The 25,998-nt window shown below is 61.9% G+C and carries 23 protein-coding genes and 1 tRNA gene; 15 read left to right on the top strand and 9 right to left on the bottom strand.

Features of this window, described 5'->3' with window-relative positions; translation table 11 throughout:
- The first annotated feature begins 5 nt into the window (after nt 1–5).
- The 7 genes from iscU (at nt 6) to Cth01_RS13830 (ending at nt 4,700) form a co-directional block, all read left to right on the top strand.
- Nucleotides 6–401: a Fe-S cluster assembly scaffold IscU gene (gene iscU, locus Cth01_RS13860; protein ID WP_003054213.1), complete on the top strand. Its 396-nt coding sequence runs from the start codon at nt 6–8 to the stop codon at nt 399–401.
- Between the two features lie 4 nt (nt 402–405).
- A complete protein-coding gene (gene iscA, locus Cth01_RS13855; RefSeq protein ID WP_003054214.1) occupies nt 406–729 on the top strand; it encodes an iron-sulfur cluster assembly protein IscA in 324 nt (107 codons plus the stop codon).
- Nucleotides 730–877: 148 nt separating this feature from the next.
- Nucleotides 878–1,396 carry a Fe-S protein assembly co-chaperone HscB gene (gene hscB / locus Cth01_RS13850; protein WP_045839482.1) on the top strand — a complete coding sequence of 173 codons (519 nt, stop codon included), beginning with the start codon at nt 878–880 and terminating at the stop codon, nt 1,394–1,396.
- Nucleotides 1,397–1,490: 94 nt separating this feature from the next.
- Nucleotides 1,491–3,350 carry a Fe-S protein assembly chaperone HscA gene (gene hscA, locus Cth01_RS13845; protein ID WP_045839612.1) on the top strand — a complete coding sequence of 620 codons (1,860 nt, stop codon included), beginning with the start codon at nt 1,491–1,493 and terminating at the stop codon, nt 3,348–3,350.
- Between the two features lie 15 nt (nt 3,351–3,365).
- A complete protein-coding gene (gene fdx, locus Cth01_RS13840; RefSeq protein ID WP_003054218.1) occupies nt 3,366–3,704 on the top strand; it encodes an ISC system 2Fe-2S type ferredoxin in 339 nt (112 codons plus the stop codon).
- A 173-nt stretch (nt 3,705–3,877) separates the two neighbouring features.
- On the top strand, nt 3,878–4,609 hold the full coding sequence (gene dnaQ, locus Cth01_RS13835) for a DNA polymerase III subunit epsilon (RefSeq protein WP_003067586.1): 732 nt from the start codon (nt 3,878–3,880) through the stop codon (nt 4,607–4,609).
- A 16-nt stretch (nt 4,610–4,625) separates the two neighbouring features.
- Nucleotides 4,626–4,700, top strand: a tRNA-Val gene (locus Cth01_RS13830).
- A gap of 494 nt (nt 4,701–5,194) precedes the next feature.
- Here Cth01_RS13830 and msrA read toward each other — a convergent pair.
- Genes msrA through msrB form a run of 3 tightly spaced genes read right to left on the bottom strand, consistent with a single transcriptional unit; the run spans nt 5,195 to nt 8,277 of the window.
- Nucleotides 5,195–5,935 (bottom strand): peptide-methionine (S)-S-oxide reductase MsrA, encoded by a 741-nt coding sequence (gene msrA / locus Cth01_RS13825; RefSeq protein ID WP_045839480.1) that lies wholly within the window; start codon nt 5,933–5,935, stop codon nt 5,195–5,197.
- 4 nt (nt 5,936–5,939) lie between these two features.
- The gene (locus tag Cth01_RS13820; protein ID WP_045839479.1) at nt 5,940–7,772 is read right to left on the bottom strand and encodes a cytochrome c biogenesis protein DipZ; all 1,833 of its coding nucleotides are present in this window, start codon (nt 7,770–7,772) and stop codon (nt 5,940–5,942) included.
- Between the two features lie 13 nt (nt 7,773–7,785).
- A complete protein-coding gene (gene msrB, locus Cth01_RS13815) occupies nt 7,786–8,277 on the bottom strand; it encodes a peptide-methionine (R)-S-oxide reductase MsrB (RefSeq protein ID WP_034382044.1) in 492 nt (163 codons plus the stop codon).
- A 177-nt stretch (nt 8,278–8,454) separates the two neighbouring features.
- On the opposite strand from msrB, the gene Cth01_RS13810 reads away from it, so the two are divergent.
- The 6 genes from Cth01_RS13810 (at nt 8,455) to Cth01_RS13785 (ending at nt 15,780) form a co-directional block, all read left to right on the top strand.
- Nucleotides 8,455–9,171, top strand: coding sequence for a response regulator transcription factor (locus Cth01_RS13810; RefSeq protein WP_045839478.1), 717 nt, complete (start codon nt 8,455–8,457; stop codon nt 9,169–9,171).
- Nucleotides 9,168–10,634: a sensor histidine kinase gene (locus Cth01_RS13805; protein WP_045839477.1), complete on the top strand. Its 1,467-nt coding sequence runs from the start codon at nt 9,168–9,170 to the stop codon at nt 10,632–10,634. The genes Cth01_RS13810 and Cth01_RS13805 overlap by 4 nt, the downstream gene beginning before the upstream one ends.
- Before the next feature lie 455 nt (nt 10,635–11,089).
- Complete coding sequence (locus Cth01_RS13800) at nt 11,090–11,788, top strand: gluconate 2-dehydrogenase subunit 3 family protein (RefSeq protein ID WP_034354211.1); 699 nt, start codon at nt 11,090–11,092, stop codon at nt 11,786–11,788.
- A gap of 3 nt (nt 11,789–11,791) precedes the next feature.
- Nucleotides 11,792–13,561 (top strand): GMC family oxidoreductase, encoded by a 1,770-nt coding sequence (locus Cth01_RS13795; protein ID WP_012838722.1) that lies wholly within the window; start codon nt 11,792–11,794, stop codon nt 13,559–13,561.
- A 12-nt stretch (nt 13,562–13,573) separates the two neighbouring features.
- Nucleotides 13,574–14,953, top strand: coding sequence for a cytochrome c (locus Cth01_RS13790; protein ID WP_045839476.1), 1,380 nt, complete (start codon nt 13,574–13,576; stop codon nt 14,951–14,953).
- Nucleotides 14,954–15,324: 371 nt separating this feature from the next.
- Nucleotides 15,325–15,780: an Lrp/AsnC family transcriptional regulator gene (locus Cth01_RS13785; RefSeq protein ID WP_003062481.1), complete on the top strand. Its 456-nt coding sequence runs from the start codon at nt 15,325–15,327 to the stop codon at nt 15,778–15,780.
- Between the two features lie 177 nt (nt 15,781–15,957).
- Here Cth01_RS13785 and phnE read toward each other — a convergent pair whose 3' ends face one another.
- The 4 genes from phnE to Cth01_RS13765 form a co-directional block, all read right to left on the bottom strand.
- Nucleotides 15,958–17,532 carry a phosphonate ABC transporter, permease protein PhnE gene (phnE, locus tag Cth01_RS13780; RefSeq protein ID WP_045839475.1) on the bottom strand — a complete coding sequence of 525 codons (1,575 nt, stop codon included), beginning with the start codon at nt 17,530–17,532 and terminating at the stop codon, nt 15,958–15,960.
- On the bottom strand, nt 17,523–18,365 hold the full coding sequence (locus Cth01_RS13775) for a phosphonate ABC transporter ATP-binding protein (protein WP_045839474.1): 843 nt from the start codon (nt 18,363–18,365) through the stop codon (nt 17,523–17,525). Before Cth01_RS13775 ends, phnE begins: the two co-directional genes overlap by 10 nt.
- A gap of 74 nt (nt 18,366–18,439) precedes the next feature.
- A complete protein-coding gene (locus Cth01_RS13770; protein WP_034406087.1) occupies nt 18,440–19,321 on the bottom strand; it encodes a putative selenate ABC transporter substrate-binding protein in 882 nt (293 codons plus the stop codon).
- 224 nt (nt 19,322–19,545) lie between these two features.
- Nucleotides 19,546–21,522 (bottom strand): choice-of-anchor I family protein, encoded by a 1,977-nt coding sequence (locus Cth01_RS13765; RefSeq protein ID WP_045839473.1) that lies wholly within the window; start codon nt 21,520–21,522, stop codon nt 19,546–19,548.
- A 488-nt stretch (nt 21,523–22,010) separates the two neighbouring features.
- On the opposite strand from Cth01_RS13765, the gene Cth01_RS13760 reads away from it, so the two are divergent.
- Together Cth01_RS13760 and Cth01_RS13755 are read left to right on the top strand one after the other, a co-directional pair.
- Complete coding sequence (locus tag Cth01_RS13760; RefSeq protein ID WP_034354191.1) at nt 22,011–22,847, top strand: RNA ligase family protein; 837 nt, start codon at nt 22,011–22,013, stop codon at nt 22,845–22,847.
- Between the two features lie 73 nt (nt 22,848–22,920).
- Nucleotides 22,921–24,066, top strand: coding sequence for an AAA family ATPase (locus Cth01_RS13755; RefSeq protein ID WP_045839472.1), 1,146 nt, complete (start codon nt 22,921–22,923; stop codon nt 24,064–24,066).
- 72 nt (nt 24,067–24,138) lie between these two features.
- Here the strand turns inward: Cth01_RS13755 and Cth01_RS13750 are convergent, their stop codons facing one another.
- Nucleotides 24,139–25,371, bottom strand: coding sequence for a cyanate transporter (locus Cth01_RS13750; protein ID WP_045839471.1), 1,233 nt, complete (start codon nt 25,369–25,371; stop codon nt 24,139–24,141).
- Between the two features lie 95 nt (nt 25,372–25,466).
- Nucleotides 25,467–25,907, bottom strand: a complete 441-nt coding sequence (locus tag Cth01_RS13745; protein ID WP_045839470.1) for a nucleoside deaminase — start codon at nt 25,905–25,907, stop codon at nt 25,467–25,469.
- Nucleotides 25,908–25,998: the final 91 nt, after the last annotated feature.

The following is a 25,998-nucleotide window of genomic DNA, read 5'->3' as shown; positions in this document are numbered from 1 at the left end:
ACACCATGGCTTACTCCGAAAAAGTTGTTGACCACTATGAAAACCCCCGCAACGTGGGCTCGTTCGATAAGAGCGATGACTCCGTGGGCACGGGTATGGTGGGTGCGCCCGCTTGCGGCGACGTGATGAAGCTGCAGATCAAGGTCAATCCTGCCACCGGCGTGATCGAAGATGCACGCTTCAAGACCTATGGCTGCGGCTCTGCCATCGCCTCGTCTTCGCTGGTGACCGAATGGGTCAAGGGCAAGACGCTGGATGAGGCTGCCGCCCTGAAGAACAGCCAGATCGCCGAAGAACTGGCGCTGCCACCGGTCAAGGTTCATTGCTCCATCCTGGCTGAAGACGCCATCAAGGCTGCTGTGAACGACTACCGCGCAAAGCGCACGGCGACGGAAGCCTAAGGCCATGGCCATCTCAATGACCGAGGCGGCTGCCCGTCATGTGAACCGCTACCTTTCGCGTCGCGGCAAGGGGATTGGCGTACGCCTCGGCGTGAAGACCACGGGCTGTTCCGGCTTGGCCTACAAGCTGGAATATGTGGACGAAGTCCAGCCCGATGATGTGGTGTTTGAAGACCACGGCATCAAGGTGTTGATCGACCCCAAGAGCCTGGCCTATATCGATGGCACGGAACTGGATTTTGTGCGCGAAGGCCTGAACGAGGGCTTCAAGTTCCACAACCCCAATGAGCGTGATCGCTGCGGTTGTGGCGAGAGCTTCAGGATTTGATTTTCCCCTGAGTCGCTTCGCGCCTTCCCCCCAAGGGGACGACACCTTCGCTGCGAGGCGGCTCTTGCTCGGTGTCCCTGGCGTGTGTAGCGCCCAAGCGTAAGAACGGAACCGCCTCAGCGCTGCTGCAGGCGGTTTTTTTAATGCCATGAATCTGCAATCTGACGACTTTGAATTGTTTGGCTTGCCGCGCAAGTTTGCGCAGGAGCGCAGCCAGATCGACGCACGCTGGAAAGAGCTGCAGCGCGAAGCGCACCCCGACCGTTTTGCCGCCCAGGGCGCAGCCGCGCAGCGCGTGGCCATGCAATGGTCGGTGCGCATCAACGAGGCCTATCAGCGCCTCAAGGACCCGCTCAAGCGCGCTGCCTATTTGTGCGAGCTGGCGGGAGCGCCGGTGCGGGCTGAAGACAACACGGCCATGCCTGCGGCATTTCTGATGCAGCAGATGGAGTGGCGCGAAGCGCTGGAAGACGCTGCCAGCGAGCAGGAGCTGGATGCTCTGGAGGGCGAGATGCTCGCCGCCAAACAGCAGATGCTTGGCGAATGCGGTCGTCTGCTGGACGAGGCTGGAGATGCCGCCGCTGCCGTGCAGCAGGTGAGAGCCCTCATGTTTGTTGCGCGATTTGCGCAAGATGTGGATCGCCGTCGCGATCAACTGGGACAATAAGAGCCAGAGCAACGCGCTGTGCCCTAGGCACGCAGCGTATCCACCTTGAGCGGGCCAGCCACGCTGGCCTCTGATGTTTCAAAAGAAGAATTTCATGGCGCTTTTGCAGATTTCCGAGCCCGGCCAATCCCCCGATCCCCACCAGCGACGCATTGCTGTAGGTATCGACCTGGGCACCACGCATTCTCTGGTCGCTGCAGTGCGCAACGGCGTGGCCGAATGCCTGCCCGACGATCAGGGGCGTGTGCTGCTGCCATCGGTGGTGCGTTACATGGAAATGGGCCGCCGACAGATCGGTTTTGATGCCAAGGCCGCGCAGGCGCAGGATGCTGCCAACACTATCAGCTCGGCCAAGCGCTTCATGGGGCGAAGCCTGACCGATATCGAATCGCCCGAGAAGCTGCCTTATCGCTTCAAGACCGATGACAGCAGCGTCATCTCCGTCGAAACCGTGGACGGCGCCAAGACGGCCGTGGAAATCAGTGCCGAAATTCTGGCGACCTTGCGTTTCCGTGCCGAAGACACGTTCGACAACGATCTGTATGGTGCAGTCATCACGGTGCCTGCGTACTTTGACGATGCCCAGCGCCAGGCCACCAAGGATGCAGCCAAGCTGGCAGGCATCAACTTGCTGCGCCTGATCAACGAGCCCACGGCAGCAGCCATTGCCTACGGCCTGGACAACGCGGCAGAGGGCGTCTACGCCGTCTACGATCTGGGTGGCGGCACCTTTGACATCTCTGTGCTGCGTCTTGCACAGGGTGTGTTCGAAGTGATCGCCACAGGTGGTGACTCGGCATTGGGCGGCGACGACTACGATGACGCGCTGGCTGCCTGGGTGGCGGAAAAGACCGGCACGCAGCTGGAGTCGGCAGCAGACAAGACCGCCTGGCGCATTGCTGCGCGCCATTGCAAGCAGGCCCTGACTGAATCAGAAGTTGTAGCGTTTACCGCTGATATTTCCTCGGGTTCAGTGTCTTTTGATGTCAAGCGTGAGGAATTCATTGCGCTGACTGCTCACTTAACCAGCAAGAGCCTTGCGGCTGTGCGCCGCGCGCTCAAGGATGCAGACCTGGGCCGCGATGAGGTGCAGGGCGTGGTCATGGTCGGCGGCTCCACCCGCATGCCCCAGATTCGCCAGGCCGTGGCCGACTTCTTCGGCAGCGAGCCGCTGATCAATCTCAACCCTGACGAAGTGGTGGCCCTGGGCGCTGCCATTCAGGCCAATCAGCTGGCCGGCAACAATACCGCCGGCGACCTGCTGCTGCTGGATGTGATCCCGCTGTCGCTGGGCGTGGAAACCATGGGCGGCCTGTCCGAGCGCATCATCACGCGCAACGAGACCATCCCCACGGCCCGCGCACAGGACTTCACGACGTACAAGGACGGCCAGACCGCTCTGGCCATTCACGTGGTGCAAGGCGAGCGTGATCTGGTTGCGGACTGCCGCAGCCTGGCGCGTTTCGAGTTGCGCGGCATTCCGCCCATGGCTGCCGGTGCGGCGCGCATCCGCGTGACCTTCACGGTCGATGCCGACGGCCTGCTGTCCGTCAGCGCCAAGGAGCAGACCAGCGGCGTCGAAGCGCATATCAACGTCAAGCCTTCCTACGGCATTTCCGACGACCAGATCGCCCAGATGCTGCAGGACGGTTTTGCCACGGCCCAGGAAGACATGAAAGCCCGCGCCCTGGTCGAGGCCCGCGTGGATGCCGATCGCATGTTGCTGGCCACTCAGAGCGCGCTGGATGTGGATGGGGATGTGCTCAGCGCCGAGCAGCGCGACAGCATCGACGGCCTGATGACAGCGCTACGCGCGGCCGTCGCCAGCGATGATCCGGCCGTCGTGGAAGGCGCAACGCAGGCCCTGGCCAAGGGAACCGAGTCGTTTGCGGCCGAACGCATGAATCGCAGCATCCAGCAGGCGCTGGCTGGCAAGAGTGTCAACACCATTTAATTCATAAACAGAACAATGCCCATCATCAAAATTCTTCCTCACGCCGAGTACTGCCCCAATGGCACGGAAATCGAAGCTCCCGTCGGCACTTCGATCTGTGAAGCCATGCTGGACAACGGCATCAATATCGAGCATGCCTGTGATATGAGCTGCGCCTGCACGACCTGCCATGTCATCGTCAAGGAGGGCTTCAACTCCCTGAACGAGGCGGAGGAAGAGGAAGAAGACCTGCTCGACAAGGCCTGGGGTCTGCAGCCTCAGTCGCGCCTGTCCTGCCAGGCGATTCTGGCGCGCGAGAATGTGACGGTGGAGATCCCCAAGTACTCCATCAACCACGCTAAGGAAAATCACTGAGCACCCCCTGAGGCGCTTTGCGCCTTCCCCCTCTCTCTACGCGCTTCGCGCTAGGGGAGGGGGACGACACCCTCGGTGCGCGGCGGCGCTTCCTCGGTGTCCTGGCTTTGGTGCGCGCTTGTTTTAGAAATTGTTGGGCGATGTGAGCGCCGCAGGTAATTGGGAGAAATTGAATGTCGCGCCAAATTGTTCTGGATACGGAAACGACCGGCCTGTCGGCCATCGATGGCGATCGTCTGATCGAGCTGGGCTGCGTGGAGCTGGTCAACCGCAAGCTCACCGGCAACAATCTGCATCTGTACTTCAATGCGGGTCGGGACAGCCATCCAGATGCCTTGCGCGTGCACGGCATCACCACGGAGTTCCTCAAGGACAAGCCGCGCTTTGAGGAAAAGATCGACGAGATCTGGGAGTATCTGCAGGGCGCAGAGCTCATCATCCACAATGCGCCGTTCGACCTGGGCTTTCTGAACAACGAACTCAAGCTGGCCAAGCGCCCGCCACTCAAGCAATGCGTGGGCGGAGTCCTCGACACCCTGGTCATGGCCAAGGAGATGTATCCGGGCAAGCGCAACTCGCTGGACTCGCTCTGCGATCGCCTGGGTGTCGACAATTCCAACCGCACGCTGCACGGCGCTTTGCTGGATGCGGAGCTGCTGGCGGATGTCTACATCAATCTCACGCGCGGGCAAGATGCCTTGCTCATGACCGAGGAGCCGGCAGATGCTCCGGCGGCTGGAGCGATTGTCGTTCCCTCGGTGGACCTGAGCAGCTTCAAGTTGCCAGTGCTGCGCGCCAATGAGCAGGAGCAGCAATCCCACGATGATGTGCTCAAGCAGATGGATAAATCCAGCGGTGGCAAGACTGCCTGGCGCAACTTTGAAAATGTGAGCGCCAATCCTTGATATAATCACGCCTATCGGGTGATTAGCTCAGCGGTAGAGCACTGCCTTCACACGGCAGGGGTCACATGTTCGATCCATGTATCACCCACCAAATACGAAAACCTCTTAGGTCATTGACCTAAGAGGTTTTTTGTTTGTGTGCGTACTGCGTACATCCCGTTGACACAGGCTTTGCAGCTTGAAGTGGACGGCGTGGCAGCAGCCATTCCGGCCGAAGCAAGGTATGTGCCCGGCTGGCCAAGGGGCGAAAAGCCCTTCGGCATATGCTGCAATCTGCCAGGCCAGCGCATTGATCCCGACCTTGCCGTGGTGGCAATCGTGGACGCTGATCCAGCCGCGCCGGCTGTGCCTGAGTACCTCGTCCTGCTGCGTGCGCTGGCTAAGCGGTGGCTGCATGAGGAGGCAGAGGGGGAGCGAAGACATGCTGCACAGGCTGCTGGCGGTGGTGCCGGACATGACCGAAGCCGATGGGCAGGATGGTATTCATAGGGCGCCCTTGATGCGGCAGGATCGTCAGGGCGTGCAGCAGGCCATCAGCTGCGCCGACAATTGCTGCTCTGCCGCAGCATCGCTGAGATGGAGTCGCTATGGGCGCGTTTTCTTTACCAGAACCGGTTCGCTGCGGTAGCTGTCGGGGAAGAGACGCTTGAGGCTGTTCACCTTGGGAATATCGTTGAAGACGATATAGGGGTGGCGCGGGTTTTCGGTCATGAAGTCCTGGTGGTAGAGCTCGGCCGGATAGAAGCTGGCCTTGTCCTCGAGGCGGGTGACTATGGGCTTGGGATACAGGCGCGCTGCATCGAGCTGTGCGACGTAAGCCTGCGCTGTCTTGAGCTGGGCCGGGCTGGTCGTGAAAATTGCCGAGCGATACTGCGTTCCTGTGTCCGGACCCTGTCGGTTGAGCTGGGTGGGATCGTGGACGACAGAGAAAAATATCTGCAGCAGCTTTCCATAGCTCACCTGGGTCGGATCGAAGGTGATCTCGACCGATTCTGCATGGCCGGTGTTGCCGCGGCTGACCAGCTCGTAGGAGGCGGTGGATGCAGCACCTCCGCTATAGCCGGAGACCGCGCGTTGCACGCCCTTGACGTGCTGGAATACGCCCTGTACTCCCCAGAAGCAGCCGCCGGCAAAGATTGCACGCTGCGGGGAGGGTCCGGTGGCCGGGAGGTCCAGGACAGGGGCAGGAAGGCGAACCGCTTCTTCGGCCGAGAAGGCCATTGGTTGCCAGAGCAGTCCGCCGCCCGGCAAAACGATGCTGCCGGCCAGTGTCTGGAGCAGGCCGCGCCGGTTCAAGGCGGCCCCTGAGATGATGCGCGTGTTCATATGGCTATCCGAAAGTGAAGGCATAGGCGGAAACGCCGCTGTCCAGGAACTCGATGCTGAAGGTGTGCTCGGTAATGACTCCGGATTGGCGCACCAGTTGGTAAAGCCGCTGGCCGGTGACAGTGCCGCTGCCGTCGGCGGCCACGTCCACGCCGTGGGCGGTGCCGGGTGGTTTGCCGTCAATGCGGACCTTGAAGCGCACGGGCTTTCCGTCAGGGCCGGGGCTCAACACCAGATGCAGGTCACGTGCCTTGAAACGGTAGACGATGCTGCCTGATGGACCGGTCAGCAAGGCGCTTTCCGCTCCAACCATCCATTGCCCGGCAAGGCCCCAGGTGTTCAGCCTGGGCTGTTCCGGTTCCCGATACGTTGCCGTCCTGTCGGGAACGGCTTTGGGTGTGGAGAGAAAGTTCTCGGCACGCTCATAACCCAGATAGGTCTCGGGGGACGCGACCTCATCCATGTTGGCGGCCAGTTGAACGCCCCCGGCATCTACCTCCGTCAGGCCCATGGTTGACTGGGAGCTGCCTGCCTCTTGGAGAAGCTGTTGTATCACCCGCTCCGACTCTGCGTAGCCGCCTTCGCCAAAGTGGTGATGGCGGATGCGTCCCGTGGCATCGATGAAGTAGTGAGCAGGCCAATACTGGTTCTTGAATGCACGCCAGATTGCATACTGGTTGTCAACGGCCACCGGATAGTTGATGCCCAGGTCTTTCATGGCCTTGCTCACGTTGCCGATGTCGCGCTCAAAAGCAAACTCGGGGGCGTGCACACCGACCACGATCAGGCCTTGATCACGGTATTTTTCTGCCCATGCCTTCACATAGGGAAGGGTGCGCAGGCAGTTGATGCAGGAGTAGGTCCAGAAATCCACCAGCACCACCTTGCCACGCAGGTCTTGCCCGCTCAGAGGCTTGGAGTTGAGCCATTGGGTTGCCCCGCCCAGCGACGGTGCGATGCCTTCATCGGGCAGTGCAGGGGCTTTATTCGATGGTCCGCTCATGCGCATTGCGGCTCCTGCAGCCATCATGGCGCCCCCTTCGGCGGGTGCGAGGGCTGGTCCCTGCATCATCGTGCCCGGATTGCCGCGCATGGTCGTGGAGTCTTCTCCATGAGGCTGGTTAAGGCGCTCGACCAGTTTCTGCTCCAGGCCGCCGGTGGATGCGGTTGACAGTCGAGCCAGCACGCCGGTATCGATCCCCAGGGCGATGGCGGCCACGCCCGCGAGCATGGCTGCACCGAGGCCGCGACGTACCCATTCACCGGCACCCAGCGAACGCTTGAGCGCGGCAAATACCCGCCCCCCCAGCAGCAAAGCCGCAGCCATGGAAGTCGCAGCCCCGGCGGCATAGGCCAGAAGCAGCAGGGTCGAGGTGGTGTTGGCGCCCTGGAGGGCGGCACCGGTCAATATCAGTCCCAGGATGGGCCCGGCACATGGAGCCCATAGCAGCCCCGTTGCGACTCCCAGCAAGACGGAGGATCCTGTTTGCGGTGCAACGCCGGTCTGTGCCGATTCCGACAGGCGTGCGCCGACTGCCACCAATGGGCGGGTCAGCCGCTCCGACAGATGCGGCAGCAGCAGTGTCAGCCCGAAAACCGCCACCAGAGCGAGTGCCAGCCAGCGGCCATACTTATTGGCAGCCACCACCCAGCCGCCGCCGACGGCGGCGAGAGAGGCAACGATCGCAAAGGTCAATGCCATGCCTGCCAGCAGTGGCAGGCCGTTGCGCACAAAGGGCTGGTTCGCGCGAGAGAACACAAACGGCAGCACGGGCAGGATGCAGGGACTGACGATGGTCAGCACACCGCCCAGATAGGCAAGGACGATCAGCAGCATGGCCTGTTTCTCCTCAGGCAGGTTTGGGTGTGAAAGCCAAGGCCAGGCCGTTCATGCAATAGCGCAGACCTGTGGGAGGCGGTCCGTCTTCGAAGACATGGCCAAGGTGACCGCCGCAGCGCCGGCAGTGCGCTTCGACACGCACCATGCCGTAGCTTCGGTCCTTGCGGGTGGCGACGGCGTTGTCCAGCGGCTTCCAGAAACTGGGCCAGCCGGTGCCGCTGTCGAACTTGGTGGAGGAGGCAAACAAGGGCAAGGAACAGCCTGCGCAGGAAAATGTTCCAGGACGATGCTCCTTGTTGAGCGGACTGCTGCCGGGGGGCTCCGTGGCCTCCTGGCGCAGCACGGCATATTGCTGAGGACTGAGCCGGGCACGCCACTGGGCGTCGGTATAGCTGATTTCGAAGGTCTCTGTCGCTGCAGTCGCGTGGCGCTGGAAGATTCCGGTGGCAAGCGCTGCGGTGGAGGCTGCTGCGCCCAGCAGCATATGGCGTCGGGTGGTCATGGCATCGGCTTTCTGGGTTCGATGGCATTGAGCTTATGGAGTGGCGATCCCGAAGTCCTCACGCAAAGTTAAAAAAAACGTGATAACTCCCCGCGAGCAGTTTGAGCACAATGTGAAATCATGTGGCTGTGCTCCACGGTGCTGCATCAACCACCCCTGCCGGAGACCTGATTACCCATGACTCTCGCCCGTCGCATTCTGCTGGTCGAGGACGATGCCCACATCGCCGATCTGCTTTCGCTCCACCTTCGGGACGAAGGGCTGGAGGTGGTGCATTGCGCCCGCGGCGATGACGGCCTCGCGCATCTGGAGCGCGGTGGCTGGGATGCGCTGGTGCTGGATCTGATGTTGCCTGGCGTGGACGGCTTGGAGATATGCAGGCGTGCGCGTGCCATGACCCGCTACACGCCGATCATCATCATCAGTGCCCGCTCCAGCGAGGTGCATCGCATTCTGGGGCTGGAGATCGGCGCGGACGACTATCTGGCCAAGCCGTTTTCCGTTCTGGAGCTCGTGGCACGGGTGAAGGCTCTGCTGCGCCGGGTCGATGCTCTGGCTCTGAGTGCGCGCCTGGAATCAGGCAGCCTGTCGGTCAATGGGCTGGTCATGGATCCGGTGGCAAGAGATGCATGCCTGAACGGACGCCGTCTTGATCTCACGCCCCGTGAGTTCGATCTTCTGTATTTCTTTGCTCGCCAGTCGGGCAAGGTGTTTTCGCGCATGGACCTGCTCAATGCGGTCTGGGGCTATCAGCACGAGGGCTACGAGCACACCGTCAACACCCATATCAACCGGCTTCGTGCCAAGGTGGAGCTCGATCCAGCACAGCCGACGCGGATCCTCACGGTTTGGGGGCGCGGCTACAAGTTCGCTGAAACTGGAGAGGGCGAATGAACCTGACTCTGACCCAGCGGCTGGCGATCGTGTTTGCCGTGTTGCTACTGGTCTGCAGCGGTACCTCGGCCTGGCTGCAGCTTCGCTCCAACCGCATGCATGAACTGGAGGTGGTGCAAGCCTTGTCCCGGGACGTCGCAGAGAGTATTGCCCGCGATGCCCAGCTGACCGATGCGAATGGCTTGATGCCTAACGCGGTGCGAAATCTTTTCAACCAGCTGATGATGGTGAACCCGAGTGTGGAGGTCTATCTGCTGGAGCCTGACGGCCGCATTGCCGGCCACGCGGCACCCGAGGGGCGTTTGCGTCGCGACCGGGTCGATCTTGAGCCGGTGCATCGATTCATCGATGGACAGATGCTGCCGATTCTGGGCGATGATCCGCGCAGCCGCGATGGCCGCAAGGTCTTCAGTGCGGCCCCTTTGAGCGTGAACGGGCGGCAAGTCGGCTTCATCTATGTGGTGCTGCTTGGCGAGGCCCATGATCTTCTTGCAGCCAGAGGCTCGGCAGATGCGGTGTTGAAGACGGCACTGCTGTCGATTGGCATGGTCGGGCTGCTCTGTCTCGCTGCGGGCCTTGTCGCCTTCACCTTGATCACGCGTCCCTTGCGGCGCCTGACCGAGTCGGTTCGGCAGTTTGACATGCATGGCGCACCTTCCGAGATGCCGGAACGCTCCCCGGATGTGGCCAATCACAGCCGTGACGAGATTGCAGTGCTGGACGCTGCCTATCGGCAGATGGTGCTGCGCATCAGCGAGCAATGGGAAGCTCTCACGCGGCAGGATCAGGAGCGCAGGGAATTGATCGCGAATATTTCCCACGATCTGCGCACACCGCTGTCATCCTTGCATGGGTATCTGGAGACCTTGCTTCTGAAGGATGCAAGCCTGGAGCCTGCAGAGCGCAGGCGCTACCTTGGCATTGCGCTCGACCAGAGTCGAAGGGTGGGGGCCCTGTCCCAAAGCCTGTTCGAGCTGGCCAGACTGGAATACGGCTTTGTGCAACCGGAGCTCGAATCATTCTTCCTGGCTGATCTGGTGCAGGACGTTTTCCAGAAGTTCGAGCTTGCGGCAGAGTCGCGCCATATCGCCCTGCAGGCGGACCTTGCTCCTCAACTTCCGGCAGTTCGTGCGGATCTGGGAATGATAGAGCGCGTCCTGAGCAATCTGCTGGATAACGCCTTGCGCTATACCCCTGAAGGCGGGGTGATCAGGATCGCCATAAGAGCAGTGGGCCAAGAGCTGGAGGTGACGATCAGCGACTCCGGCCCGGGCATCCCGCCAGAGTTGCGCGAAGGCCTGTTCAGGCGTCCATTTACCGTAGGTGGTGCTCGCCGTGACGGTGGCCTGGGCTTGAGAATCGTGCACCAGATGCTGGAGCTGCACGGAGTCTCCATTCATCTTGTCGAGAGTGGCGGACAGGGCACCACGTTCCGGTTTTCATTGCCACGGACTCCAGCTTAGTGTCGACAAAGTGCGCCGTCACCTTCCCTCTTTTGGCCGTATGAGTAAGCAGTGAAGGGCGAGTCTGGGCTTCTCCATCGTCTTGAGTCTGGCATCACTGCCTGGCAGCGTCTTGGGCCGCAGAGTAGTAGGTAGGCGGTCTTATGTCTTATATCTAAGTGAAAACCCCAGTTGCGCACTCCAATGAAAAACCACGACCTGCTGGCAGGCAAGTAGCTTGCCTGGTACAGATACTTGCCAGCGCAACTATTATCAAATTGTTAAGGCGGTATGGGCCGGCTTGAAAAAAGACTTTGGCTCTGCGTATGAGTGCCCGCTTTGCGGGCATTTTCTTTGGGGTGTGTGCTTCTTTCTGCCCGACCTCAAACCCACCGCTGATTCAAAAAACCTGAACACTCGGTCATCGCGCAACTGGCTGTGCATGGCCGAGGTTCGCACGATGTAGGAATCGCACAATGTCCAACTTTTCCCCACCAAGCCGCAGATCCTTTCTGTTCGCCTCCGGTGCTGGCGTCGCACTGGCTGGAACGGCCGTGGCAATGCGTGCCAACTCCAAAGAGCCTGCGCTCAAACTGGATGCATACAAGCCCGAGTACTTCAATGCGGACGAGTGGGCTTTTGTTCTGGCGGCAACAGCTCGCCTGATCCCGTCCGAAGGGGATGGACCTGGAGCGATCGAAGCTCATGTGCCGGTGTTCATCGATCGCCAGCTCAAGGGCTACTACGGCAATGCCGAGATCTGGTACATGGAAGGCCCGCACGACCCGGCCGCCACGCCCGATCGCGGCTGGCAATCGCCTCTGAACCCTGCGCAGCTCTATCGCAAGGCCATTCCCGCCTTCAATGCGGCTTGCACGGAGCGCTTTGGCAAGGAGTTCAAAAGCCTTGCCGCAGAGCAGCAGGACGAAGCTCTGACCGCGTTGCAAAAGGGCGAAATCAAGCTAGACCCTGAACTGAGCTTTTTCTTTACCACCTTGCTGGCCAATACCAAGGAAGGCTATTTCGCCGACCCCTTGCATGGCGGCAACCACGGCATGCAGTCCTGGAAATACATCGGCTTCCCTGGCGCCCGCGCCAGCTACGCCGAATGGGTCGATCAGCACAACGTGAAGTACCCGCTGGGACCGGTATCCATCAAGGGCGAAAGGGCTTGAGTCATGGCACGCATTGAAAAGAAAAAAGACGTGGTCATCGTTGGCCTGGGCTGGACAGGCTCCATCGCCGGCATGGAACTGGCCGCTGAGGGCCTGGAAATCGTGGCGCTGGAGCGCGGCGGCGACCAGAACACGGTGCCCGAATTCAAGTACCCCAATCAGATCGACGAGCTGACCTATGGCGTGCGCCTGAAGAATATGCAGCATCCCCGTCAGGCGACCGTGACGGTGCGCCGCGACGACAGCGAAATCGCTTTGCCTTACCGTTCGATGGGGTCCTTCCTGCCAGCGAATGGCGTGGGCGGTGCCGGCACGCACTGGAATGGCTTGCTGTGGCGCCCTCAGCCCGAGGAAATCAAGCTGCGCAGCTATGTGAGGGAAAAATGGGGCGAGTCCATCATTCCGGAAGGCATGAACCTGATGGATTACCCCGTCAGTTACGACGAGCTGGAGCCTTTCTTCACCCGGTTTGACGAAGTGGCTGGCGTCTCGGGCAAGGCCGGCAATATCAAGGGCCAGATCCAGGCCGGCGGCAATCCGTTTGAAGGCTGGCGCTCGAAAGAGTACCCCATGCCTGCTCTGCCATCGACCTACGACGCGAGCAAGTTCGAAGCCTGTGCCAGGAGCATGGGCCTGCATCCCTTCCCGGCGCCTGCCGGCATTGCGTCCACGTCCTACGTGAACCCTTACGGCATGCAGATGGCTCCCTGCAACTTCTGCGGCTTCTGCGAGCGTTTTGGTTGCTACCAGTATTCCAAGTCCTCGCCCCAGACGGCGGTGCTGGATGCGCTCAAGCGCAAGAAGAATTTCTCCTATCGCACGCACTGCGAAGTGCTGCGTGTGGAGAGCTCGGAAGACGGCAAGACCGCAACCGGCGTGACCTACTTCGACTCCAACACGAACGAGGAAGTGTTCCAGCCCGCCGACCTGGTGATTCTGTCGTCCTATCAGCTCAACAACGTGCACCTGCTGCTGGTCTCCGGCATCGGCAAACCTTACGACCCCAAGACCAACACCGGGGTGACAGGCAAGAACTACGCCTACCAGATGAATGGTGGCGTGACCCTGTTCTTCAAGGAAGAGAACTTCAATCCCTTTATCGGTCACGGCTCCAACGGCATGTGTATCGACGACTACGGTATCAACCAGAACGACTTCGGCAAGCTGGGCTTCATTGGCGGCGCCTACTGGCGCGTGGGCACCATGAATGGCCAGCCCATCCGTTCCATGCCGCTGCCCAAGGGCACGCCGGGCTGGGGCGCAGGCTGGAAGAAGGGCATTGGCGAGTGGTATGGCCATTCCATGTCGATCGGCACGCACGGCTCGCACATGTCCTACCGCAACAACCATCTTGATCTGGACCCCACCTACAAGGATCCACATGGTCGTCCCTTGATGCGCATGACCTTCAACTGGCAGGACAACGACATCCGGATGACTCAGTACCAGAAGATCAAGGCCGAGGAGGTGGGCAACGCCTTGAAACCGGATCTGCTGCAGTCGGGTTTCAAGAATATCGGTGCCAAGTTCGACGTGCGTCCCTACCAGACCACGCACAACACCGGCGGTCACATCATGTCCGACAAGCCCACGGACGGCGTGGTCAATCGCTACTGCCAGGCCTGGGATAAGCACAACGTGTTCGTCTTCGGTGCCGGCAACTTCGTGCAGAACACCCAGTACAACCCTACCGGCATGGTCGGCGGCCTGGCGTACTGGACGCTGCATGCGATTCGCACCATGTATCTGAAAAACCCACGTCCGCTGGTCTGAGGAGAGCAAGACATGAAGAAAATCCTCAGCATTCTGATTGCGCTGATCGTTCTGGGCGCTGTTGCGGCGCTGGCGCTGATCTACGTCCCTTTCAAGCCCACACCCGCGAATGAAGCGCTGGCCGCCGACTGGAAAGCCGAAGCCGGCCGCGGCGAATATGTCATGCGCGCCAGTGATTGCATGGCCTGTCATACCGCCAAGGGGGGTGAGCTCATGGCCGGTGGTCGCGGCATTGACAGCCCCATGGGCACGATCTGGTCCTCCAACATCACGCCAGACAAGGAAACCGGCATCGGCAACTGGACTCTGGAGCAGTTCCGTGCCGCGATGGTGGACGGTATCGGTGGTCATGGCCAGCAGCTGTATCCGGCCATGCCCTACGAGAACTATCGCTTCATGAAGGAAAGCGATATTCGCGCGCTGTTCGACTACCTCCAGACCGAGGTGAAGCCCGTCAGGAACGAGGTACAGGCCACCAGCCTGAGCTTCCCGTTCAATATGCGCTTCGGCATCCGTGCCTGGAACTGGCTTGCGCTGTCGGGTGACGCAGACTTCAAGCCCATGGCTGGTGACGATCAGCAGATTCGCGGTCAGTACCTGGTCGAAGGCGCCGGTCACTGCGCAGCCTGCCACAGCCCCCGCACTGCCTTCATGGCGCAGAACGGCACACGCCTGTCCGACTCCGGCTTTCTTACCGGCGGTATGGTGGATGACTGGTCTGCTCCAGCGCTGCGCGGCAAGGACTCGCGTGTTCAGAAATGGACGACCGAGCAGGTGGCAGCCTATCTGGCAACCGGCCGCAATGCCCATGCGGTGGCCAACGGAGAAATGGCGCTGGTGGTCGAACACTCCATGCAGTACATGACCGACGCGGACCTGAACGCCATGGCCAAGTTCCTCAAGACCATGGACGGCCAAGCCGCAGATGCAGCCCCTGAAAAAGTGGCCACGCCAGGCCCTCGCAGCACTGCGGTTGCCAGGGCTGACGAAGCTGGTGAAGCCACGGCCAAGCTGCTGAAGTCCGCAGCGCCCGACATGCCCTTGGGTGCTCGTCTGTATCTCGACAACTGCGCAGCCTGCCACTTTGTCAGCGGCAAGGGTGCTCCGGAGATCTTCCCCGAGCTGCAAGGCAATGCCATGGTGCTGGGCAAGGATGCCAGCCCGCTGGTGTCGGTGATTCTCAAGGGCGCCTCATCGCCCGCTACGGAGCGCCGTCCCATGCATCTGGTGATGCAGGGCTATGCCGACCGCCTGACCGACGGCGAAGTGGCCGCACTGGCCACCTTCCTGCGCAAGGGCTGGGGCAACCAGGCTTCGGATGTGAGCGAAAGTCTGGTTAGCAAGGTGCGCAAGCATGTGCAAGCCGATGCTGCTCCGCAGCGAGCCCTGTAGACAGCATGAGCGTCCGCCAGGTGCCTTGTGCGCCGGGCCGGCTCCCGAAAACCCGGCCCGATGGAAATCCGGCCGGGTTTTTTCATGCCGCTGTCGTTTGCCGGAGTGACTGAGCAGTCCAAATATCAACAGGCCGCATCACTGTGCTTAAGTGATGCGGCCTGTTGCATATGCGTATTGCGGATCAACCAACCGGATGCTGACGGTAAACGGCGCGGTATGTTGAATGGTTTTGCTGCGTCGGTAAACGTGCTTCCATGGACTCAAGTGTGCATGTTGCAGTGCAGAAAATGTTGCTTCAAATTCTGTAAATACAGTGTTGCTACAGAAAATTTTTCTGTTTTTGAATTTTTGGCAGTAAATTCCAAGATATGGATACTCTGGATAAAAAGATTCTTGCTGCATTGCAGGCTAACGCGCGCGCCAGTCTGCAGGAGATTGGCGCGGCCGTGGGTCTGAGTGCATCACCATGCTGGGCACGCATCAAGAAGATGGAGGAGGCCGGCGTGATCGAGGGCTATACCGTGCGTCTGAACCCGCAGGCGCTGGGACTGGCCGATTCGGTTCTGGTCATGGTCACGCTGGACAGCCACTCGGACAACACCCTGGAAAAGTTCGGTGAGGTGCTGGCCACCATTCCCGAGGTAGTGGAGGCGCATCTGGTTTCGGGCGAGTACGACTATCTGCTGCGTATCGTTGTCAAGGACACGCGTGATTACGAGCGCCTGCTGCGCGAGAAGCTCTACAAGATCAAGGGCATACGCCATAGCCAGTCCAGCTTTGTGCTGCGCACGCTGAAGAAGGCCGACCTGCCCCTGGGAGTGTGAAGCAGCATCGCTAAGCGGTGCCAGGTGTGGCCGAAGTCATTCAGGTTTCAACTCTCATCGAGACCTGGATGCAGACCGGATCGCCGGCAGCGTTGGCCCATCTGGGGGGGCTGCGCGGCGGATGTGATGGAGGAACGGATGAAGCTGATTCGGTGCTAGGGCGCCGCGTCAACTGTCTCAACGCATGGCGCGGCGCAGGCCGGCGCTGCTCCAGTCCACGGCAATGCTCAGCAAAAGCATGGCCATGATCACGGTGCTGGCCTGGGCATAGTGGAACAACGAAAGCTCGAAGTACAGCAGTTGGCCCAGACCGCCGGCACCCACAAAGCCCAGAATCGCGGCCATGCGGATATTCATTTCCCAGCGGTACAGCGTGTATGCCAGCAACTGCGGCGCTGCGCCAGGGAGGGTCCCATAGCAAAATGCCAGCAGGCGATTGCTGCCGCTGAGCTTGAGCGCATTCGCGGGAGCGGCCGGAGCATTCTGCAAGGCCTCGGCAAACAGGCGGCCCAGCACGCCGGTGGTATGCAGGGCCAGGGCCAGCGCACCGGCAAACGGGCCCAGGCCCACGGCCAGCGCGGTAATCGTGGCCCAGACCAGCTCGGGCACGGAGCGCAGCACGTTGAGCACCACATTCCATGGCGCACGCCAGCGCGGCAGGGCCAGCAGCAGGCCCGCGATCGCGGCCAGCAAGGTGCCGACTATGGAGATGGCCAGGGTCTCCCAGATGCCTTGCAGCACCTTGAGCAGCCAGGGCTGGCTCAGGTCGGGCGGGAAAAAGCCACGGACGAAGTCGCCCATGCTGGCGGCAGCATCCGCCGTGAACAGCGCCGAGAAATCAATATCCAGAAGCCGCAGACTGGCCCATAGCACCGCGCAGGCCGCCAGCACAAATGTGCCGGTTCGCCAGCCGAAGGGCAGGGCGCGCGCGGCAGGCGCGGCGTCGAGCGCGCGACGCAGCCACCAGGAAAGCAGATCGGCCGCAGCCACCAGCAGCATGAAGGCCAGCAGAATGCTGGCGGCTTCGCCGCCGTTGAGCATCTTCATGGCCTGATCCATGAGCTGGCCTAGACCTCCCGCCCCGACAAAGCCCATGACCACCGAGGCGCGGACCGCGCATTCCCAGCGGTAGACGGTGTAGGAGGTCAGCTCCTTGGCCGCCTGCGGAAGCAGGCCGTAGAGCAAGGCCTGAATACGGCCGGTGCCGCTGGCACGCAGGGCACGGGCCGGGGCGGGATCGGTGGATTCGAGAATTTCCGCATAGACCTTGGCCAGCATGCCGCCATAGGTCAGGCCCAGGGCCAGCACGCCGGCTGCAGGACCCAGGCCGAAGACACGCACGAACACCAGAGCCCAGACCAGCTCGGGAATGCCGCGCAGGATGGTGAGCACGCTGCGGGCGATGGGGTTGAGCGTGACCCTCTCGCGTGCCGCGCCCGTGGACAGATAGGCCATGGGTACGGCAATCACAAAGGCGAGCGCCATGCCGGCGGTGGCGATGGCCAGGGTCTCCAGCGTGGCCTGAGCCAGATAGGCCAGGAACTCCCCACTGGTTTCGGGCGGCAGAAACTGCGCGAGAAAGCCGCCTATGACCTTGAGATTGTCGGCATCGAAAAGCGGCTTGAGCGAAAAGCCCGAGGTCTGCAGCATGGGCCAGAGCACGACCAGGGCCAGGATCAGCCCGCTCAGGCGGCCGCGAGCAGAGGGGTCGCGGCGTGATGGCCGGGCTTGCTCGACCATGTCTACCGGCATGCGTTCACCTGAATGGGAGTGGGCGTGGCGCTGGCGGGATCGCGCTGAGCCAGGCGGTTGTGCAGCATGGGCAGGTCGGCCGCTCTGCCATCGGCATGGGCATAGAGGGCTTGCAACTGCGCATCGCTGACCTGGGCGGCTGGCAGGTCAAAGGCCAGGCGGCCATCGCGCACGCCCACGATGCGGGCAAAGTTGGCCAGCGCCAGATCGACGGCATGCAGGCTGGCCACCAGCGTGGCCTTGCGCGCGGCGGCTTCCCGCACCAGCAACTGCACCGTGGCCTGCGAGAGTGCCGGGTCCAGGGCCGAGACCGGCTCGTCGGCCAGAATCAGCTCGGCCTGCTGGTAGAGCACGCGGGCAATGCCCACACGCTGCAGCTGGCCGCCGGAGAGCTGGTCGCAGCGTGCAAACAGCTTGTCCTCGAGCTGCACGCGAGCCAGGGCTTCGCGCGCGCCCGCAATGTCCTGCGGATAGGCCAGCGATGCCAGGGCCTTCCACAGCGGCCAATGGCCGAGCTTGCCGGCCAGCACGGCCGTGACCACGCGCTGGCGCAGCGGAATGGGCGCGGCCTGGTGCACGGTGCCGATGCGGCTGCGCAAAGTCTTGAGTTCGCGGGCGGCGGATTGCGCAGACGCGGTCCGGCCCAGCACCTGCATGCGACCTGCCGTGGGCAGGTAGGCTGTGCCTATGGTGCTGAGCAGCGAAGTCTTGCCGGCACCCGAGGGGCCGATGAGCGCAATGCTATCGCCCTGGATGGCGGACAAGGAGATATGGGACAGGGCGGTAAAGCCGTTGCTGTGGGTCAGGCCCACATCGTCCAGCATGAAGCTCATGAGACGAATACTCTGAAAACAATAGCTGCCAACGCCTGATAGATAAGCGTTGGCAGTCAAAAAAGCTGAATTTCTTACTTCAGCAGACCGGCGGACTTGGCGGCAGCTTCGATGCCGTCGTAGTTCTTGGAGTCGGTGGCGATGAACTTGGAGGCGCGCTGCAGGTCCATGATGGCCTTGTGCTCTGGCTTGCTGGGGTCCAGTGCCAGGAAGGCCGCGGTCAGCTTCTTGACGATGGCCGGGTCCAGGTCGCCGCGCACCGTCCAGTTGTAGTCAAAGTAGGTGGGTGTCGTGGCGAACACACGCACCTTGCTGGTGTCCACCTTCTTGGATTCGACCAGCTTGTCCCACACCGAAGTGTTGAGCACGCCGGCCTCGGCCTTGCCTGCGGCCACAAAGGCCACGGTGGCGTCATGCGCGCCCGAGTAGGCCACGGTCTTGAAATCTTTTTCGGGATTCAGGCCGTCCTGCTGCAGGAAGAAGCGCGGCATCAGGCTGCCCGAGGTGGACGAAGGTGCACCGAAGGCAAAGGTCTTGCCCTTGAGGTCGGCCAGCGTCTTGATGGCGGGGTCGGCCGTGATGAACTTGCTGGTGAAGACCGCATCTTCGGCCCGTTGCACGATGGGGATGGCCGTGCCGTTGGTGCGAATCTTGGCCTGCACATAGGTGAAACCGCCCAGCCAGGCCAGGTCCAGCTTTTTGGTGGCCAGGGACTCGACCACGGCTGCGTAGTCGGATACGGGGGTGAACACCACCTTCATGCCGGTGGCTTGCGAGAGGTATTCGCCCAGGGGCTTGAACTTGCGCTGCAGCTCGGTCGGCGCCTCGTCAGGAATGGCCGAAACGCGCAGCACGGCGGGGGTGTCTGCATGCGCTGCGGACAGCAGGGAGGAGGAGGCGAGAGCTGCCACGGCCAAGCCGCGCAGCGCCTGGCGGCGAGCGAAAGAGTGCGTCATTAAGTGCTCCGTTCAAAAAGCCACCGCCGTCCGGATACACGGCGGTTTAGTAGGTCGCAAGCGTCTGGCTTGCGGCGAATGGGAACCCATAGGCGGTACACCGACCGCTGGCGCTTATTGTTACGTAATTGAGAAACCCTCGGCGCAGTCTTTGCTTGATTTGAATAGCAAAAAGCCCCGTGGGGACGGGGCCTGGCATGAAAGCGATTGCTTGTCTGCAGGTTTCAATATTGCAGATTGAGCTGGTAGATGGCCGTGGTGCCGCTGACCTCGTTGCCCACCATCAGCAAGGGCTTGCCGTTGGGTGACTTGGCGGCAGAAATGAAGTGCAGGCCTTCGGGGCCCAGATCGCCCACATCGCTGAGTGCGGTACCTGCCGGCGCGGACTTGCCGTCAAAGCTGGCGGTCCAGTTCTCGCGAGTGTTCAGATAGTCGATCTGCTTGGGTGCCTTGGGGTCGGTGATGTCGAACACCAGAATGCCGCCCATGCGTTCCAGGCCCACAAAGACAAAGGTCTTGGTGCCGATCTGGCCCACGGTCAGGCCTTCGGGCTCGGGACCCTTGGCGCTGCTGCGCGCATCGAGCCTGGCCGTTTCGTCATGACCGGTGTTGAAGTAGGTGGCGCAGGCAATGTCACGTCTGGCGCCCAGCTTGCATTCGGGGCCGGCGATGAATTTTTCAATGGCCGCGCCAGAGTCCCAGACCTGCTTGCCCCTGGCATCCCAGATGGAGATGGAGCGGCCGCCATAGGCGTATAGCCTGTCATAGGTCAGATAGCCCTTGCCATCCTTGACGGGGTTGCCGCTGCTGTCGGTCTGGTAGCCCATGGTCCAGGTGACCTTGAGGCGGCCCAGTTTGTCATCGTCGCGGCAGGTCTTGGGGTCTGTGCCGAACGCACCGCACCAGGCAAAGTTGCTGGCATTCAGATAGGCGCCGCTGGCCAACTGAGCCAGATGGGCAGGCAGATCGTCGCCCGCACGGCGCAAAAAGCCGTCCTTGTGCACCAGGTGCTTGATGCGCCACTCTTCCACAAAGCCCTTGCTCATATCGCCCGCCGTGGCCGGAGTGCCAGCCGTCTTGTCGGCGGCCGTACCGAAGTAGCTCTTGTTGCCCTCGCCCCAGGCACGTGCATCGCCTTCGTTGGCAGTGACCAGATAGGTCGCACCGTCGGCGGCCTTATAGGCGGCGATGGAGTCGGGCTGGTACATGCCAAACACATTGGCGGCCTGGGTGATGTTGATGACCGGGCTCTTGCCGTCGCTGTCGGCGAAGTCCAGCTCGTTGCCGGCCGCGCCATGATCCTTGAAGCCCAGAGCCACCACATCGGTCACGGTGGCGCTGGCGATGTCCACGATGGCCAGCGCATTGTTTTCCTGCAGCGTCACCCAGGCCGTCTTGCCGTCCGGGGCCACGGCAATGTATTCGGGCTCCAGGTCATTGGCCACGGCGGCCGTTCCCAGGCCGTCTGCGGTCGGGCCGAAGATGCGCACGCCCTTGGCCAGCAACTGCGCCTTCTGGCTGTTGAAGGCCTTGAAGTCGGCAGTGCGCGCCACGGGCTTGGCGGGCGTGCTCACATCGATCACGCTGATCGAGCCTTCGGGGTCGATCTGGTAGTCATCGCTGGGCTCGCCCTCGTTGGCGACCAGAATGGTCTTGCCGTCGGGGGTGAAGGTCAGCATATCGGGCAGGGCGCCCACGGGCACTTCGGCGATCACGCCGAGCTTGTCGGCGTCATAGATGACGACCATGCCCTTGTCCGTCTTGACCGATGCCTGCACGGCTGCAGCCACCAGGCCGCCATGCACGGCCACGCTGTTGATGGAGGCCCCCGCACCCAGCGAGAGCTTTGTGGCATCCAGGCTGGCCAGCATGCGCGGTGCGGCGGGGTTGCTCATGTCCAGCACGTCGAGCGCACCCTTTTGGGCGTTGACCACAAAGCCGCGCTTGGTGACGGGATCGAAAGCCGTAATTTCGGCGGCGCTCTGCAAAAAAATGCCCGACTGATAGCTGCCGATTTTCTCCAGTGTGAGCGAGGTGGGCGTCTTCTCGGGCTCGGGTGCCGGCGCCGGGACTTCAGGAACCGGAGCAGGCGCTGGTGTGGTGGTGTTAGTGTTGTTGTCACCGCCACCACAGGCGGCCAGGGCAGCGGCTGCGATCAGGGAAATCAGAAGAGGTTGGCGCAAGGTCTGTGCAGATGTCATTGAGAGTTTGGCAGGTGCAGGAAGAAAATACGATTTGTAACCAGCCTGTGTTTCATCTCTGTGAAACCGTTTTGTGTTCTTTGCGCAACAAGTTTCGGTCAAGCGCTTGGCAGTTGGGCTTGCAAGCAAATACACTCGCCAGCCTTGCTCCACTTGCGCTATTAGCTCTCATTTTTGAGGTGCACCATGTCCCGCCGTATTCGTTTGAGCTAAACGACTTCGTCACACGCTGATCCTTCTCGCGTGTGCGCTGCGGTGTGGAACTCCCGTTCTGTGAAGGGCGGCAATCTTCCTGCTTGGCGTCTCTGGCCTGAATTGCATTCAGGCTCCAAGCTCCTCCCACTCTCTGAACTCTAGGCCGGCCCTTTGCTTGGCGGCTTGGGTTCTGTCTTTTTCCGATGGCAGCGGAGAGCGGCGCTGTCCATGTCCTTGATTTGTCTGCCGCGCCTTTTTTGCGCGTGGCTTATTCCCTTTTAGGAAAGCACAACATGACTTCACCACATCTATTCAATCTGGAGATCCTCAAATATCCGCGCACGCCGCATCTGCGTGGCTCGCGGCTGCAGGTCGGCGATCAGGCCGATGCCGTGCCTTATGAAGCGCTGGCCGGCCGTCATATCGTGGTCGAGGAAAAGCTGGACGGTGCCAATGCGGCGCTGAGCTTTGGTGCCGACGGCAGCTTGCTGCTGCAGTCGCGCGGCCACTATCTGCAAGCCGATCAGATGGGCGGGCGCGAGCGTCAGTTCAACGCCTACAAGCAATGGGCCCGAGCCCATGAAAGCGCGCTGATGGCCCTGCTGGACGATCGCTATGTGATGTATGGCGAATGGCTGTATGCCAAGCACTCTCTGTACTACGACGCCTTGCCGCACTGGTTTTGCGAGTTCGATATCTGGGATCGCTCGGCGCAGCAGTTTCTGGACACGCCACGGCGCCACGCGCTGCTGGACGGTGTGCCCGTGGTGTCCGTGCCCGTGCTCTACGCGGGCATCGCACCGAGGCGCATGCAGGATTTGCTGGCATTGCTGACACCGTCTCTGGGGCGTAGTGCGCGCTGGCAGGCGGTGTTCGAGGATCAGGTGCAAAGACAGAAGCTGGATCTGCCGCTGGCCTGGCGCCAGACCGACAGATCCGAGCTGGCCGAAGGTCTGTACATCAAGGTCGAGGAAAACGGCCAGACCGTGGAGCGCTACAAGTTCGTGCGCTCCGACTTCGTGCAGGTGATCCTGGAGTCGGGCTCGCACCACAGCGAGCGGCCCATTGTCGCCAACGGTCTGCGTACAGGCGTCGATATCTTTGCCAACAAGATTCAGAAAAGCTGGTGAGGCTTGTCCAACAAGCGTTGATAGCTATCAAAACCGTGGTTTTCATGAAGAGGCTGCGGTGAAAGGAGAATTTATGTGGAGCTGGAAACAGATCGCGGCCCTGGTGCCGCATTCCGCTCGCCATGCGGTGGACTGGGCAGCCTGCCTGGAGGCTTTTCCGCAACTGGAGCTGGCCAAGACCACGCCGCAAGACCCGATCTACCATGCAGAAGGCGATGTCTGGACGCATACGCAGATGGTGGTGACCGAGCTGCTGCAGGACAGCGACTATGCAGGGCTCACCAACGAGGAGCGCGAGACGGTCTTTCTGGCCGCGCTGCTGCACGATGTCGCCAAGTGCTCGACCACGCAGATAGCCGACGACGGCCGCATCTCGCAGCCTGGCCATTCGCGTCGGGGTGCACTCGATGCGCGGCTCATGCTCTGGGAGGCTGGCGCGCCCGTGGCCCGGCGCGAGGCGGTCTGCCGCCTGATTGCCGTGCATCAGGTGCCGTTCTTCGCCTTTGCCGATTCGCGCCGAGGCGTCTCGCCCGAGTTCATGGTCAGAGAGCTGTCCTGGCAGGTCGATCTGCATTTGCTGGTGCTGCTGGCCCGTGCCGATATTCGCGGCCGCATCTGCCCCGATGTGGGCAATGTGCTGGTGAATATCGAGCTGTTCAAAGAGCTGGCGCTGGAAGAGGGCTGTTTGCGCAAGCCGCGCAGCTTTGCTTCGGCCGAGACGGCAGTGCGCTATTTCCGCGGTGCCGAGTTGCACCCGGACTACGCCTTGCACGAAGAGCCGGGCTCGCGCGTCATCGTCATGTGCGGTCTGCCTGCATCGGGCAAGAACCACTGGGTCGCCCAGCATCATGCGGGCCTGCCCGTGGTGTCGTTTGACGATGCGCGCACCGAACTGGGTCTGCGCCACGGCGAGAACGAGGGCGCTGCGGCCCATCATGCGGTGGACAAGGCCAAGAGCCTGCTGCGCGCCAAGGCCGCTTTTGTCTGGAATGCCACGCATCTGTCCAGGCAGATGCGCGGCAAGACGCTGGACCTGTGCCTGGCCTATGGCGCGCAGGTGGCGCTGGTGCATCTGGAGGCAAGCAGGTCCACCTTGCTGGCGCGCAACAGCAAGCGCGACACCACGCTCGGCAATGCCGCATTGCTGGGCATGTTGCACCGATGGGAGGTACCCTTGCCGACCGAGGCGCATGGGCTGCAACTGCTGGTCAACGAGTAGTCCGCACAAAAACGAAAAGGAAAAAGGGCCTGGAAGTTTCCAGGCCCTTTTTTGGGGATCGCAATGCCGTGCTCAAGGCTGCTGCATGGCTTGCGGGTAGCCCTGGGGGTTGAAGCGTGTCACCAGCAGACAGACCAGCGCGGCGACGCCGGCCTGATAAAGCCAGCCCGTCATCCAGCTGTCGCTGATCTGGTGCAGCTGTGCCATGACCAGAGGGGCCAGTGCGGCGAGGATGAAGCCGCCGCCCTGCATCAGCGAGTTGAGGGCACCGGCCTGTGTGGGCGAGGGCAGATGGTCCAGCGCCACCAGCATGAAGAGCGAAAAGCAGCCGCCCAGACCCAGACCCAGCACGATGGCATTGAGTGTGGGCATGGCATCGGGCCAGAGCCCGAGGCCGGCAAAGCCGATGATCTGCAGCAGCAAGGCCAGCATGAGCCAGCAGCGACGGTCCAGGCTGCGGCGCGCGAGAGCGGGCATGGCCAGCGCCGATGCGGCCTGCGCAATCGACAAGATGGCCAGCAGCGAGCCGCTTTGCGTGGCCGTCCAGCCATGGGTTTGATAGAACGGAGCGAGCCAGGCAACGGTGGAACCATAACCGCCGTTCATCAGGCCAAAGCTGATCAGCAGCAGCCAGGTGCGGCCACGGCGCAGCAGCCAGCCGGTGTCGCTATCAGCTTGTACCAGCGGCACGGAGGGGGCAGGGGCAACGGGCTCGTGCATCAGCGTCAGCGCATGCCAGGCCAGCGGCAATGCCAGCAGCACTGGGATGGCCCAGATGGCCAGCGAAGCCTGCCAGCTCAGACCCAGTTGCATGGCCACGGGCGAGAGCTGGGCGCTGAGTGCGCCGCCGCCCATGAGTGCGGCCGAGTACAGGCCCATCATGGGTGCCACGTTGTGGGGAGACTGGCGCTTGATCAGCCCCGGCAGAATGCTTTGTGCCAGCGCCACGCCCACGCCGCAGAGGCCGGCCGTGACGATCAGCAGACTGCCGGTGGCGGCGCCAGCAGGCGTCAGGCGCAGGGCGCAGCCCAGCGCAATCAGCAGCAGCGAGGCGCAGATGGCGGCGCGCGCGCCCCAGCGTCGCAATGCCGTGGGAGCGAGCCAGCCACCAATGCCCATCAGCGCCATGGGCAGCAGCGTGAGCCAGGAAAAGCTGCGCAAATCCATGCCCGTGGCCTGCTGTATGGTCGGTGCCAAGGGACCCGGAGCCGTCAGAAAGGGACGCAGATTGATGGTGACCAGTATCACCACGGCCAGCCACAGCAATGGCGGCACGCGATGTGTGCGGGAAGATGTCGATGTCATGAAGCTCGGGGCTGGCTGCGCTGCGGCGCGCCGGTGTGCGCGCCGCTCGTCCTGGGCAGCCCGGTTTGTTGTTATGGTTTTGGCGGCAACGAGGATCAGGCGGCGGGCCAGGCCTCGTCCCCATAGAGCTGGGCTGCGTGGATGCCGGTGTCGATGCGGGTGATGGGCAGCGGCTGCGGCGTCAGCGACAGGCGCAGGCGCTGGTAGCTGCTCTCGCTGGACAGGCCATAGGGCGCGGCGTCTTGGTTGTCGAAGGCGAAGAACACCTGCTCGGCACCATTCATGACCAGGGCTGCCAGGCACATGGGGCAAGGGTGGCCGCTGGCATAGATGGACAGGCCTGCCAGGCTGGGGTTGGCGCGTTTTTGCGTGCCCGCGCGTATGGCCTGCATTTCGGCATGGGTGCTGGGGTCGTGGCTGGCAATGATTTCGTTGACGCCGGTGGCAATGATTTCATTTCCCTGGGCGAGCACAGCGCCGAACGGGCGGCCGCCCTTGAGGCGGTTGGCATGGGCCAGGTCCACGGCCAGGCGCATCAGTTGTTGTGGGGTGGCGGAAGTTGGGCTCATGACTAAGAAAGATATGGCGGCGAGCGTCGGATGCTTGATGCATCGGCGTCGAGGTACT

This window comes from Comamonas thiooxydans (assembly GCF_000964545.1).
In the GTDB taxonomy this organism is placed as follows: domain Bacteria; phylum Pseudomonadota; class Gammaproteobacteria; order Burkholderiales; family Burkholderiaceae_C; genus Comamonas; species Comamonas thiooxydans.
Note: the sequence above shows the minus strand (reverse complement) of the source record. Positions and strands in the feature narration are given on the sequence as shown.